This window comes from Hoyosella levis (genome assembly GCF_026008515.1).
GTDB lineage: Bacteria > Actinomycetota > Actinomycetes > Mycobacteriales > Mycobacteriaceae > Lolliginicoccus > Lolliginicoccus levis.
Genome location: NZ_BQYM01000001.1, coordinates 136053 through 148665, shown reverse-complemented (window position 1 = coordinate 148665; position 12613 = coordinate 136053). Strand labels below are relative to the sequence as shown.

Genomic DNA, 12613 nt, shown 5'->3' with positions numbered 1-12613 from the left:
CGCGCCACACTTTGCCCTCAAGCGGATGGTCCCGGGCCGCGCGGGGCTGGTGGTGCAACGAGTCCGGGGCCAGCGCGGCGATGCGCTGGCCCCGGAGTTCGTCGGGTTGCTGGCTAGCTGTCCTGGCTTGTCGCGGCCCCGTACTTGGCGAGGTACTTGTCGCGCTTGCGGGGGTGGATGTTGGCCTTGGTGATGTCGCCGCCGTAGTGGGCGAGCACGCGCTTGTCCATGACGCGCCTCCACAGGGGCGGGAAGTACGCGAGCACGATCATGCTGGCGTAGCCGCTAGGCAGGTTGGGAGCGCCGTCCCAGGAGCGCAGGATCTGGTAGCGACGAGTGGGGTAGGCGTGGTGGTCGCTGTGGCGCTGCAGGTGGTACAGGAACACGTTGGTGCAGATGTGGTCGCTGTTCCAGCTATGCTGCGGCGAGCAGCGCTCGTAGCGCCCGCTCGCGGTCTTCTGCCGCACCAGGCCGTAGTGCTCGAGGTAGTTCACGACCTCCAGCAGCGAGAACCCCAGGATCGCCTGCAGGACCAGGTACGGGATGACCCCAGCGCCGAAGATCGCGATGGTGGCCCCGAACAGGACCACGGACATCAGCCAGGCGTTGAGCACATCGTTCTTGATCGTCCAGTGGCTCTTGCCCATGCGCTCGAAGCGGATCTTCTCGAGATGCCAGGCCGACTTGAGGCTGCCGAACACCGTGCGCGGCCAGAAAGCCCAGAACGTCTCGCCGAGGCGCGAGCTCGCGGGATCCTCCGGCGTGGCGACGCGGACGTGGTGGCCGCGGTTGTGCTCGACGTAGAAGTGACCGTAGAAGGTCTGCGCGAGGGTGATCTTCGACAGCCAGCGCTCGAGGTTCTCCTTCTTGTGGCCGAGCTCGTGGGCAGTGTTGATGCCGATGCCGCCGACGAAGGAGACACTGATGGCCAGGCCGATCTTGTCAACGAGGCCGAGGCCGTCGTCGAAGCCGAGCCAGCCTAGGTCACTGGCAGTGATCAGGTACATCGCCATGAAGAACGTGATGTACTGCAGCGGGATGTAGGCGTAGAGGATGTACCGGTAGTACTTGTCGTTGTCGAGCCGCTCCATCCATTCCTCCGGCGGGTTCTCGCCGTCGGGACCCAGGAAGATATCGATGAGCGGGATGAGGATGTACACGAGGATGGGGCCTGCCCACCACAACACGTGCGTGACGGACGTGAGCCCGATCTGGTTGAGCCCCCAGACGAGGCCGAGCACGATGACCATCGCGCCGGGAACGAGCATGCCCAGGGTCCACCAGTAGCGCTTCTTGTCGCGCCACTCGCTGACCGGGCTCTTGGGAACAACTTCTGCTGACGACACCTTTGTCCTCTCCAGCGAAACGGACACACGCAGACAAAAACGTGTGATCTGTATACATCGCTGACGATAGCGCGAGAACGTGCAGGATGCACAACAGTTCGGGCGTTTTGTCCAGAAGAAACAAGCTCCGCTGCTTGATGTGGGGGCCTCGTCAGGGGAGACCTGCCCGCACGCTGCCCGGGCATGGAAAGATCACGGATACGCCACATTTCTCGAGCCGGGAGTGTCGCCATGGCCACGGCTAACGGAGTGCCCCGCAACTACGTCGCGCTGCGCCACTACCGCCGACGCTGGCTGCGCGCCGACGTGCTCGCCGGCATCACCGTCGCCGCCTACCTCATCCCGCAGGTCATGGCCTACGCCGCTGTCGCCGGACTACCTCCGGTGGTGGGGCTGTGGGCCATCGGTGCCGCCCTCGTGGTCTACGCGATCCTCGGTACCTCGCGGCAGCTATCGGTCGGGCCCGAGTCCACCACCGCCCTGATGACCGCAGCAGCGATCGCGCCGCTCGCCGCCGGGGACCCCGCGCGCTACGCCGGTCTCGCCGCGCTGCTCGCGCTGCTTGTCGGCATCATCTGCATCCTGGCGTGGGCAGCCCGCCTCGGGTTCCTCGCGAACCTGCTGTCGCGCCCCGTTCTCGTCGGCTACATGGCGGGAATCGCGCTGATCATGATCGTCAGCCAGCTCGGCACCATCACCGGCACTCCCGTCAACGGCAACGCGGCGACCACGCGCGCGATGTCCTTCCTTGGCCTGATCGACGATATCCACTGGGCGACCTTTGCCCTCGGTGCAGCCACCACAGTGTTCCTGCTCGCCGGGCACGCGCGCTGGCCGCTGCTGCCGATCCCGCTCGTCGCTGTCGTCCTCGCCGCCACGGTGACCGAGGTGTTCTCGCTGCGCGGGATCGGCATCGCCGTCGTCGGGTCGGTGCCCGAGGGCCTGCCCGCTCCGTCCCTGCCCGCCATCACTGGCGGCGATCTTGGCACGCTGCTGCTGCCCGCTGTCGGAGTGGCCATCGTCGGCTACTCCACCAATGTGCTCACCGCGCGATCCTTCGCAAGCCGCCACAACTACCGGATCGACGCGAACAAGGAACTGCTCGCGCTCGGCAGCGCCAACCTCGGCGCCGCGGCCCTGAGCTCTTTTCCGGTGAGCAGCAGCGCGAGCCGCACCGCGCTCGGCGATTCCATCGGCAGCCGCACCCAGGTGCATTCCCTCGCCGCGCTGTCGATCGTGATCGTGGTGCTCTACGCGGGCGGGCCGCTCCTCGAGACATTCCCCACCGCCGCGCTCGGCGCGCTCGTCATCTTTGCCGCCACGAAGCTGATCGATCTCCGCGAGTTCCGCCGCATCGCCGCCTTCCGGTCCAGCGAGCTCGTCCTCGCCCTCGCCACCACCTTCTCCGTGCTAGTGCTCGGCGTGCTCAATGGCGTCATCGTTGCCATCGTGCTGTCCATCCTCGACCTGCTCCGGCGCGTCGCCCGGCCCCACGACGGTGTTCTCGGCCAAGTGCCCGGGCTCGCGGGCATGCACGATATCGAGGACTACCCGAACGCCCACCGGATGCCGGGACTCGTGGTCTACCGCTATGACGCGCCTCTGTTCTTCGCTAACGCAGCCGACTTCCACCGCCGCGTCGTCGCCGCCGTCGATTCCGCGCCCACCCCGGCCGAATGGCTCGTCGTCAACACCGAGGCGATGGTCGAGATCGACCTGACCGCGACCGACATGCTCGAGGAGCTGCGCCGCGAGCTCGAGAAGCGCGGCATCACCCTCGCCCTCGCGCGCGTCAAGCGGGAGCTGCGTGCCGACCTCGAGGCGGCGGGCCTGCTCGGCAAGATCGGCGAGGAGCAGATCTTCCCGACCCTGCCGACGGCCGTCGACGGCTACCTTCGTGCCTACAAGACGCGCCACGGCCACCCGCCGCAGGAGCGACCCAAAGGGCCAACCCCCCCGTGACTACACGGCATGTTCTCCGCGCGAAGGGCGGAGAAGCAGCGCCCCCGCTGCGACGAGCCACACCGGCCCGGTCACCAGCACCGCGTACCCCGCGGGCGCGAGCGACTCGACCGCAAACACCGCGATCGCAGTCGCCCCGCACGCGGCCGAGACGATGCCCAGCGCTCGTAGCCAGCCGGGCGCCCATGCGCCGGACCAGCCGAGCAAGGCGGGAGCGAGGCCGAGCAGCAGCGCCGTGGTGACCCAGTCGGCGCGCGAGGCCAGCCAGCCGAGAACGGTCGCTAGCTCCACGGCGTCCTCGTCGGCCGCAGCCACCACGAGGGTCATCACCAGCAGGTAGGTGGGCAGGGCCAGCGCGGCGGCGATCACCGTGACGGCTGCCCCCATGATGCTGGCGAGCGTCCGGCTCGCCACGGCCAGCGCGACCGAGCCAAGAGCGACGAGCAGCGCGGTGACGATCCACAGGCCGTAGTTGGCGACCAGCGCGGCACTGCCCGAGGCGGCATCGAGGTAGTCGGCCATGGTGCCAGCCCGGACGGCCTCCTCGAGGTCGATGCCGGTGCGCGCATAGAGCACCATGCCGCCAATCACCACCGCCGCGGCCAGCAGGTACAGGACCCCAGCGATGCGGTGCGCCCGCGCCAAGCCATTCATGCCTGCCATTGTGCCCCGCGGCGGCTAGCGCTGGTGCCCCGGGAACGACGCTGTCCTACGAACGGCGCTGCCCTCCCGGTCCGCAAGGACCAGGAGGGCAGCGTCAGCGCAGCGAGGACAGGGTCAGGATTCCCCTGCGTCCGACTTTCCTGGGTCCGGCTGCTCGGCGTCTGATGTGCCTGCGTCGGAATCTCCGGCGCCGTACTTGGCGAGGATCTTCTCCCGCTTGGGCGGGTAGATATTGGCCTTGGTGATGTCGCCGCCGTAGTGAGCGAGCACTCGCTTGTCCATCACCTTGCGCCACAGCGGCGGGAAGTAGGCGAGCACGATCATGCTGGCATACCCGCCTGGCAGGCTCGGCGCCCCATCCCAGGAGCGCAGGATCTGGTAGCGACGGGTGGGGTAGGCGTGGTGGTCGCTGTGGCGCTGCAGGTGGTACAGGAACACGTTGGTGCAGATGTGATCGCTGTTCCACGAGTGCGACGGCGCGCAACGTTCATAGCGCCCGCTCGCGGTCTTCTGCCTCACCAGGCCGTAGTGCTCCAGGTAGTTGACCACCTCCAGCAGGGAGAACCCCCACACTGCCTGGAAGATGATCCACGGGAGCACTGCCCAGCCGAAGATCGCGACCATAGCGCCCCACAGCACCACCGAGATCAGCCAGGCGTTGAGCACATCGTTCTTGATGGACCAGGGACTCTTGCCCATGCGGTCGAAGCGTTGCTTCTCCAGGTGCCAGGCCGACTTGAATCCACCGATCACCGTGCGGGGGAGGAACATCCAGAAATTCTCGCCAAACCGAGCGCTCGCCGGATCCTCCGGGGTGGCGACGCGGACGTGGTGGCCGCGGTTGTGCTCGACATAGAAGTGGCCGTAGAAGGTCTGCGCGAGGGTGATCTTCGACAGCCACCGCTCCAGCTGCACCTTTTTGTGGCCGAGCTCGTGCGCGGTGTTGATGCCGATGCCACCGATCATGGCCATTGTTGCCATTACGCCGACCTTGTCGATGAACGACAGCGGACCGTCGTAGCCGATCCAGCTCGGGTTGCTGGCCGTGACGAAATAGCAGGCAAGCACGAAGCCGGTGTACTGGATCGGGGTGTAGGCGTAGAGGATGTACCGGTAGTACTTGTCGTTCTCCAGCTTCTCCATCCAGTCATCCGGCGGGTTCGAGCCGTCCGGCCCGAGCGCGATGTCGATGATGGGGATGATCATGTATACGAGGATCGGTCCGATCCACCAGGAGACCGACGCCGCGGTCGTCCAGCCGAGGCTGTTGTACAGCGCGACAAAACCCATTCCCACAAGGAACAAGGCAGGGACCGCCATCCCGAGCATCCACCAGTAGCGTTTCTTGTCGTGCCACTGCGAGACGGGAGTCTCGTGCAGCGAATCCGATGAAGTCATTGGCCCTCCTTGGCTCACCACAAAGGCACCACAACTCTGTGTTGCCGCTACTTCCGACACTACGCCCAAATCGCCGATTTGGTGACGTGAATCACAGCAGGATGATCTTCCCCGGAGCGGCCCATGAGCCGTCATACCAGCACGGAAACGTCACGGTGAGGGAGAGGGTCCCAGCGTCAGGAGAGGCGCTCGGTCAACGACACGAGCTGGTCGAGGAGGGTCGCGAGCTCGCCTTCGCGGCGATCCTGCAGGGCCAGGCCTGCCTCGTCGAAATCGGTGAACAGGCCGAGCGCGACCTGCGCCCGAACGTCGTGCATCTGGAAGTTGGCGATGATCTGCCGCCAATGCTCGACCGAGCGCACGCCACCGTCCGCGCCGTAGGCGACGAACGCGACGGTCTTGCCCATCCACTCGGGGCCGATGCTGTCGAACGCGTTCTTGAAGCCACCCGGCACGCTGTGGTTGTACTCGGGCGTGACGAACACAAAGCCGTCGCACTCATCGATCGCCGCGCCCCAGGCGGTGACGGCCTCGGAATCGTACTGCCGGTTGGCCGCGCCGGGAACGGTCGCCGAGGTCAGCAAGGGAACCTCGAACTCCTTCAGGTCGATCACGACGAAGTCAGCATCACCGCGCGCTTTCGCGGCCCCGCTCACCCAGGAGCCAACAAGCGCTCCCTTGCGATCGTCGCGAATCGAACCGATGATGATGCCAATCTTCATTGCGCTCCTCGGGGATGCAGGGAGTCAGGGACTCCGCGCTGATCGTGGACGACCCCCACCGTAGTCCTCGTCGCGCGCTGATGCTCCCCGGAAACAGCAATGGCAGGAAACGCTTGACGTTCCCTGCCCCTTTCAACATATAGCGCATGGGGGGTCTTGCGGCAAGGCCCCGGTAGGGGAGCACAATCACCCTTCATGGTGCGGGCATGCGGTAGCGCGGCCCAGATGAGCAGGGGGATTCCATGCTTGATGTGATCATTGCCGGGGCGGGACCGACGGGCCTGATGCTGGCGCGCGAGCTGCGGCTGCACGGGGTCGAGGTGCTGGTCGTCGAGCGCGATGCCGAGCCGCCGCCGTACGTCCGCGCGCTCGGCCTGCATGCGCGATCCATCGAGATCCTGGATCAGCGGGGCATGCTCGGTCCGTTCCTCGCCAACGGCCAGAAGCATCCGCTCGGCGGCTTCTTCGCCGGCATCGCGCAGCCCGCCCCCGAGCACCTCGATACCGCGCACGGCTATGTGCTGGGCATCCCGCAGACCACCACCGACCGGCTGCTCGCCGAGAGCGCCAGCGAGCGCGGCGTGGAGGTGTGGCGCGGCTGCGCCCTCACCAGCCTGGAGCAGGACCAGGCAGGTGTGACCGTTGAGCTCGCTGACGGGCGCGAGATGCGTGGACGCTACCTCGTGGGCTGTGACGGCGGCCGGTCCACCGTGCGCAAGCTGCTCGGGGTCGGGTTCCCCGGCGAGCCCTCCCGGGTCGAGACGCTGCTCGGCGAGATGGAGCTCAGCGAGCCGATCGAGACCATCATGGCCGTGACGGCAAAGGTGCGCGAGACCGAGAAGCGGTTCGGCGCGATGCCGCTGGGCGACGGGGCGTACCGCGTCATAGTGCCCGCGGCCGGGGTGGCCGGGGACCGCTCGGTGGCGCCGACCCTTGACGAGTTCGCCGAGCAGCTGCGCGCGACCGCGGGCACCGATCTCGGCGCGCATTCGCCACGGTGGCTGTCACGGTTCGGTGACGCCACCCGGCAGGCCGTGAGCTACCAGGTCGGGCGGGTGCTGCTCGCCGGCGACGCCGCCCACATCCACCCGCCGGTGGGCGGGCAGGGCCTCAACCTGGGCATCCAGGACGCATTCAACCTCGGCTGGAAGCTTGCCGCCGAGATCAACGGCTGGGCGCCCGCGGGCTTGCTGGAGACCTACCACGCCGAGCGGCATCCGGTGGCGGCGGACGTGCTCGACAACACCCGCGCGCAGATGCAGCTGCTCTCCACCGAGCCGGGCCCCCAAGCAGTGCGGAGGCTGCTCGCGGAACTGATGGACATCGATGAGGTGAACCGCCACCTCACCGAGAAGCTCATCGCCATCGGGATCCGCTACGACCTCGGCGAGGGGCCCGAGCTCGTGGGCAAGCGACTGCGCGATGTGGAACTCGGGCATGGACGGCTCTACGACCGGCTGCACGACGGCCGCGGCACGCTCCTTGATCAGGCGGGCACGCTCTCGGTCGATGGATGGACGGACCGGGTGGACCGGATCGTCGAGACCAGCGCCGAGGTGGATGCGCCCGCGGTGCTGCTGCGCCCCGATGGGCACGTGGCCTGGGCGGGCGAGGATCAAGGCGAGCTCGAGCGCGCGCTGGGGCGGTGGTTCGGGGATGCTGCCGGATAGGCGGGGCCCGCAAAGTTCACGAGCGTAGTAACCGTCGTTACAGCGCGGTTGGTCGATAGGCGCTACGGTGCGTCTCATGCACAGCTCCTCCCGCCCGCAGGGCAGCGTCGTCGAGATCCTGCAGCGCCGCCGTGCGACCGCCACCACCGCCCACGATCGTGCGGACGAGCACAAGGTCGCGCTGGTCATCGAGGGCGGGGGAGCGCGCGGTGCCTACTCGGGCGGCATGGTCGCCGCGCTCGAGCGGCTTGGCTACAGCAATGCCTTCGACGCCGTGTTCGGAACCTCCGCCGGAGCGCTCAACGCCGCCTGGTTCCTCGCCGGGACCGCGAACGAGCACCTGTGGACCTGGTGGGAGCCCCGCGTGGTGCATCGCATTCTCGAGCCGCGCCGCTTGTTCACCGGTGGCCGCGCCTTCGATGTCGAGCATCTGGTCGAGACGATCTACACGACGATCGCCCCGATGGACTTCGCCGCGATCGGCGCGCACCCCACCACGCTGCACCCGGTGGCGACCGAGCTGGCCACCGGCGCTGCCGCGGACCTGCATCCTCACACGCGCACGCCCGCCGGGATCAGGGCCGCCCTGCGCGCGAGCTGCGCCCTGCCGCTGGTGGCCGGGCCGCCCGTGCACCTCGGCGGAAGCAGGTACCTCGACGGCGGGCTCGCCGAATCCGTGCCGCTCGATACCGCGCTCGCCTGGGGCGCCACGCACGTGCTCGTGCTGCGTACTCGCAGCGCCGCACATGCCATCGCCGGAAATAGCGGCTTCTCCGCGATGATGGAGCTGCTGGCCGTGCACGGATACCTCGCGCGGCAGTCCCGCGCCGCGGTCCACGCCTGGACTGGCCGTGCCGAGCGCGCGCAGCATCTCGAGGATCTCCTAGCGGTTCCAAGCCCGGGGCTCGCGGTCATCCGGCCACCCGATACCGCTCCCAGGGTCGGCACCGGCGAGCGCGACGAGAAACTCCTCCGCACCGCCGTCACGATCGGCGATGAGCAGGTCGAAGACGTTCTCGGAGATGATGCTCGGGCGCTCGATCCCGTCCAGGGCTAGCTAAGCCTTCCCGGGGGCCTCGTGGAGGTCGTGCCCGAGGCAGAGGTCCTAGTGGGACCTGCAGCTGCTAGCCAATGTCACGCCCGAGCCAGGGGTGTCGCGGCGTGTCGCGTGACAATCGCTAGCAGATCCCGGAGCGGTGGCCTGCCGGTGTTGCACCTTGCTCACGCACGACGAGCGACCGAGCCCGGAAGCGCGCTCATGACGACGACCAGCGCCAGCGTCACGCACACACCGACGTGAACCACCAGGCCTGCCCAGCCGCCGTGGTCGAACATGATGCCCGCGCCGCCACCGAGAACCGCGGAGCCGGTGTAGTAAGCCGCGAGGTACAGCGATGATGCCTCGGCCCGGTCGCGCTGGGCGAGCGCGCCCACCCAGCTCGAGGCGACCGCATGGGCGGCGAAGAACCCGGTGGTCAGCACCGCCACCCCGGCGAGCAGCGTGGGCAGCGTCGTTGGCAATGCGAGCGCGGTGCCGAGCAGCATCAGCGTGATCGCGGCGAGCAGCACCCGGCGCCGACCGCACCTGTCAGCGAGGCGACCCGCGCGAGGCGAGGAGAACGTCCCCGAGAGATAGAACAGGAACACCAGGCCCGCGAGGGCAGGGGCGAGACCGAACGGCTCGCCGAGAAGCCGGTAGCCGAGGAAGTTGTACATCGATACGAACGCGCCCATCAGCAGGAAGCTGACCGCGAACAAGGCGAGCATCCGCGCATCGCGCAGGTGCCCCCATACCTGGCTGGCGGTGGCGCGCAGGGAAACGGGCTGGGCGACGAACATGCGCGAGGGCGGCAGCATCCGCATCATCACGATGGCGCTGCCCGCGGCGACGAGCGCCGTCGCCTCGAGCGCCCACCGCCAGGTCGTGACGTCGAGCAACCCGGAGGCGAGGATCCGCCCGAGCAACGCGCCGACAGTGGTACCGGCGATGTAGCGGCCCATCGCCTGGCCCAAGGAGGCGCCCTCGATCTCCTCGGCGAGATAGGCCATCGCCACCGCGGGCACTCCGGCGAGGGCGATGCCCTGCAGGGCGCGCAGCACCAGGACAGTACCGAGCGTGGGGGAGAGCGGCACGAGCAGGCCGATCACCGCCGCGGCGATCGCGGAGATCGTCATCACGCGGGTGCGGCCGAACCTCGACGACAGCGCGCTCGCCGGGATGATCGCGAGCGCGAGCGTTCCCGTGGTCACCGACATCGCGAGCGCCGAGGTCGCGGGCGTCACCCCGAACGCGCGGGAAAGCTCCGGCAGCACGGCTTGGGTGGAGTACATGGACCCGAAGGTGGTGACCCCGGCGATGAAGAGGGCCACGGTGATCGCCCGGTAGCCGGGCGAGCCCACGGCATGCGGCACGGCGCGAGGCGAGGTCGTGGTTGCCGTGGTCGTCGGGGACATGCGGTCCATCGTCGACCGCTACCGGTGGTGAAGGAAAATGCATGAATCCGCTACAGTGCATGCATCAACGGCATACTAGCTGATAGGGGTGCTTATGCCAGCGAGCGCGAGTGACGCGCTTCACGAGTTCATCGCCATCGCCGAGCACGGCCAGGTCTCCGCCGCGGCAGACGAGCTCGGCATCGCCCAGCCGACGCTCTCCCGCAGGCTCCGCCGCCTCGAGGTCGACCTCGGCGCCGCGCTGTTCGATCGGCGCGGGCACCACCTCGAGATCACTGCCGCGGGGCGCATCCTTCTCGACCATGCCCGCCGCGCCTGTGCCGAGCTCGACACCGCACGACGCCGCATCGCCGACCTCGCCAACCCCGCGCTGGGCACCGTGCGGCTGGGGTTCCTGCACTCCTTCGGCTCCTGGCTCGTCCCGCGGTTGATCCGCGAGTTCCGCGCCACCGAGCCGCGCGTCACGTTCACCCTCGCCCAGGACGCCGCCTCCACCATCACCGATCGGGTCCTCGACGGCACCCTCGACCTCGGCCTCGTCTCCCCGCGGCCGCATGCCACCGGCGTCGCCTGGACCCAGCTCATCGAGCAACAACTAGCGCTGGCCGTCCCCGATGACCACCCGCTCGCCACCCGCCAGGCCGTGGACCTCGCCGAGGCGTCCGCCGAGCCGTTCATCACCATGCACCACGGCTACGGCATGCGCCGCATCCTCGAGGAGCATTGCGCCACCGCAGGTTTCCGGCCCCGCATCACCTTCGAGACCTCCGAGCTGCTCACCATCGCGGGAATGGTCGCCGCCGGGCTCGGCGTGGCCATCATGCCCGTCGAGCAGCATCCCCTGCTTCCCGAAGGGCTCGTCCAGGTGCCGCTCGCCGGTGCCCGCGCGACCCGAGACGTCGGCCTCGTCCGCAGCGCGGAGGCGCCCCTTCCACCTGCGGTGCGGGCGTTCCACGACTTCGTCATCGCGCGGCCCGGCTAGGCCGAGGCGGAATGGCGATCAGGTGGCCTCGCGCGTGGTCACGTGGATCTCTGAATGAAGGGTGCGGTGCACCGGGCAGCGGTCCGCGATCTCCATCAGGCGCGCCCGCTGCTCGTCGTCGAGGTCGCCGGTGATGCGGATGTCCCGCTCGATATGAGCGACATAGCCAGATGTCTTCTCGGAGTCGGCACAGTCCCGGGCGTGGACGCGAGCATGGCGCAGCGACACATGCACGCCGTCGAGCGGCCAGTTCTTGCGATTGGCATACATGCGGATGGTCATCGACGTGCACGCACCCAGGGAGGCGAGTAGCAGGTCATAGGGGTTGGGCCCGGTGTCGTCCCCGATCGGCGCGGGCTCATCAGCGCGCAACCGATGCTTGCCCGCGGCGATGTGCTGCGCGTAGGTGCCCTCGTTGGCCTCGGTGACGGTGACCGTTCCCTTTGGAGCGGCGAGATCGGGCTCGGCGGGCGCGGGCGCCTTCTCGGTGCGGGTGTAGCGCGACGACCAGGCCGCGATGATCGACGCCACGTAGGAGGCATCGCGGCGATCGGTGAGCAGGTGGTTGGCGCCGTCGATGGTGACGAACGACTTCGGGTGCCGGGCGGTGTCATAGAGCTGCCGGGCATTGTCGATGGCGACGATCTCATCGATCGGGGAGTGCAGGATCAGCAGCGCCGCGTCGAGGCCACGGATGCGATCGCGCTGCGGCTGCGACTCGATGTCATGGAGGAACTCGCGCCGGATCGTGAACTTGCGCCCGGCGAGGGTGACGGTGGCGTGCCCGCACTCCTCGATCTCCTCCCGCGACTCATCGAACAGGTGCGCGACGTGCGCGGGATCAGCGGGCGCGCCGATCGTGACGACCGCCCGCGCCTCGGGAATGCGGTGCGCCGCGCCGAGCACCGCGGCGCCGCCGAGGGAATGGCCGATGAGGATCGAAGGGGCCTCGTAGTGATCGCGCAGGAAGTTCGCGGCCGCATCGATGTCGGCGATGTTGGAGCTGAAGTTGGTATCGGCGAACTCGCCCTCCGAGGAACCGAGGCCAGCGAAGTCGAAGCGCAGCACCGCGATACCGGATTCGGTGAGGGCCCGGGCGATCCGCGACGGGGCGACGGTGTCCTTGCTGAAGGTAAACGCGTGCGCGAACACCGCGAACGCCTGCGCGGGCCCATCCGGCACATCGACATGGCCAGCGAGCGTCACACCATCGGGGCCGGGGAACTGCACCGCCCCACCGGTGATGACGCGTCCCTCGCGTGATTGTCCTTGCATCGGTGTGCTCCTTCGCTTCGTGCCTGGGCTGCCTGCACGCTACCGCGCCGACGCGGGCTGCCACTGCAGCGAGGGGGCTCGTCGCACACCGCGCTGTGATCCGGCCTGGCCTGGCGCCCTCGCTGCTGGTGGAAACTTTTC

At 68.3% G+C, this 12613-nt stretch carries 10 protein-coding genes; 4 read left to right on the top strand and 6 right to left on the bottom strand.

Annotation, left to right across the window (positions count from 1 at the left end; genetic code table 11):
- Positions 1–113 precede the first annotated feature (113 nt).
- Positions 114–1346, bottom strand: a complete 1233-nt coding sequence (locus QC765_RS00770) for an alkane 1-monooxygenase (protein WP_278312508.1) — start codon at positions 1344–1346, stop codon at positions 114–116.
- Between the two features lie 231 nt (positions 1347–1577).
- Between QC765_RS00770 and QC765_RS00765 the strand changes: the two genes are divergently transcribed.
- Positions 1578–3308 carry a SulP family inorganic anion transporter gene (locus QC765_RS00765; RefSeq protein WP_278312507.1) on the top strand — a complete coding sequence of 577 codons (1731 nt, stop codon included), beginning with the start codon at positions 1578–1580 and terminating at the stop codon, positions 3306–3308.
- Here the strand turns inward: QC765_RS00765 and QC765_RS00760 are convergent, their stop codons facing one another.
- The 3 genes from QC765_RS00760 to QC765_RS00750 all read right to left on the bottom strand — a co-directional run bounded on the left by QC765_RS00760 (position 3309) and on the right by QC765_RS00750 (position 6091).
- Positions 3309–3962, bottom strand: coding sequence for a hypothetical protein (locus QC765_RS00760; RefSeq protein ID WP_278312506.1), 654 nt, complete (start codon positions 3960–3962; stop codon positions 3309–3311). It abuts the gene before it with no gap.
- 123 nt (positions 3963–4085) lie between these two features.
- Positions 4086–5369: an alkane 1-monooxygenase gene (locus QC765_RS00755; protein WP_278312505.1), complete on the bottom strand. Its 1284-nt coding sequence runs from the start codon at positions 5367–5369 to the stop codon at positions 4086–4088.
- A gap of 176 nt (positions 5370–5545) precedes the next feature.
- Positions 5546–6091: an NADPH-dependent FMN reductase gene (locus tag QC765_RS00750; protein WP_278312504.1), complete on the bottom strand. Its 546-nt coding sequence runs from the start codon at positions 6089–6091 to the stop codon at positions 5546–5548.
- Positions 6092–6333: 242 nt separating this feature from the next.
- On the opposite strand from QC765_RS00750, the gene rox reads away from it, so the two are divergent.
- Both rox and QC765_RS00740 read left to right on the top strand, forming a co-directional pair.
- Positions 6334–7761, top strand: coding sequence for a rifampin monooxygenase (gene rox / locus QC765_RS00745; protein ID WP_278312503.1), 1428 nt, complete (start codon positions 6334–6336; stop codon positions 7759–7761).
- 76 nt (positions 7762–7837) lie between these two features.
- Positions 7838–8818: a patatin-like phospholipase family protein gene (locus QC765_RS00740; protein WP_278312502.1), complete on the top strand. Its 981-nt coding sequence runs from the start codon at positions 7838–7840 to the stop codon at positions 8816–8818.
- A 164-nt stretch (positions 8819–8982) separates the two neighbouring features.
- On the opposite strand, the gene QC765_RS00735 is transcribed toward QC765_RS00740, so the two are convergent.
- Positions 8983–10224: an MFS transporter gene (locus QC765_RS00735; RefSeq protein ID WP_373876624.1), complete on the bottom strand. Its 1242-nt coding sequence runs from the start codon at positions 10222–10224 to the stop codon at positions 8983–8985.
- 85 nt (positions 10225–10309) lie between these two features.
- On the opposite strand from QC765_RS00735, the gene QC765_RS00730 reads away from it, so the two are divergent.
- Positions 10310–11197, top strand: coding sequence for a LysR family transcriptional regulator (locus QC765_RS00730; protein ID WP_278312500.1), 888 nt, complete (start codon positions 10310–10312; stop codon positions 11195–11197).
- An 18-nt stretch (positions 11198–11215) separates the two neighbouring features.
- On the opposite strand, the gene QC765_RS00725 is transcribed toward QC765_RS00730, so the two are convergent.
- Positions 11216–12472, bottom strand: coding sequence for a bifunctional alpha/beta hydrolase/OsmC family protein (locus QC765_RS00725; protein ID WP_278312499.1), 1257 nt, complete (start codon positions 12470–12472; stop codon positions 11216–11218).
- Positions 12473–12613 lie beyond the last annotated feature (141 nt).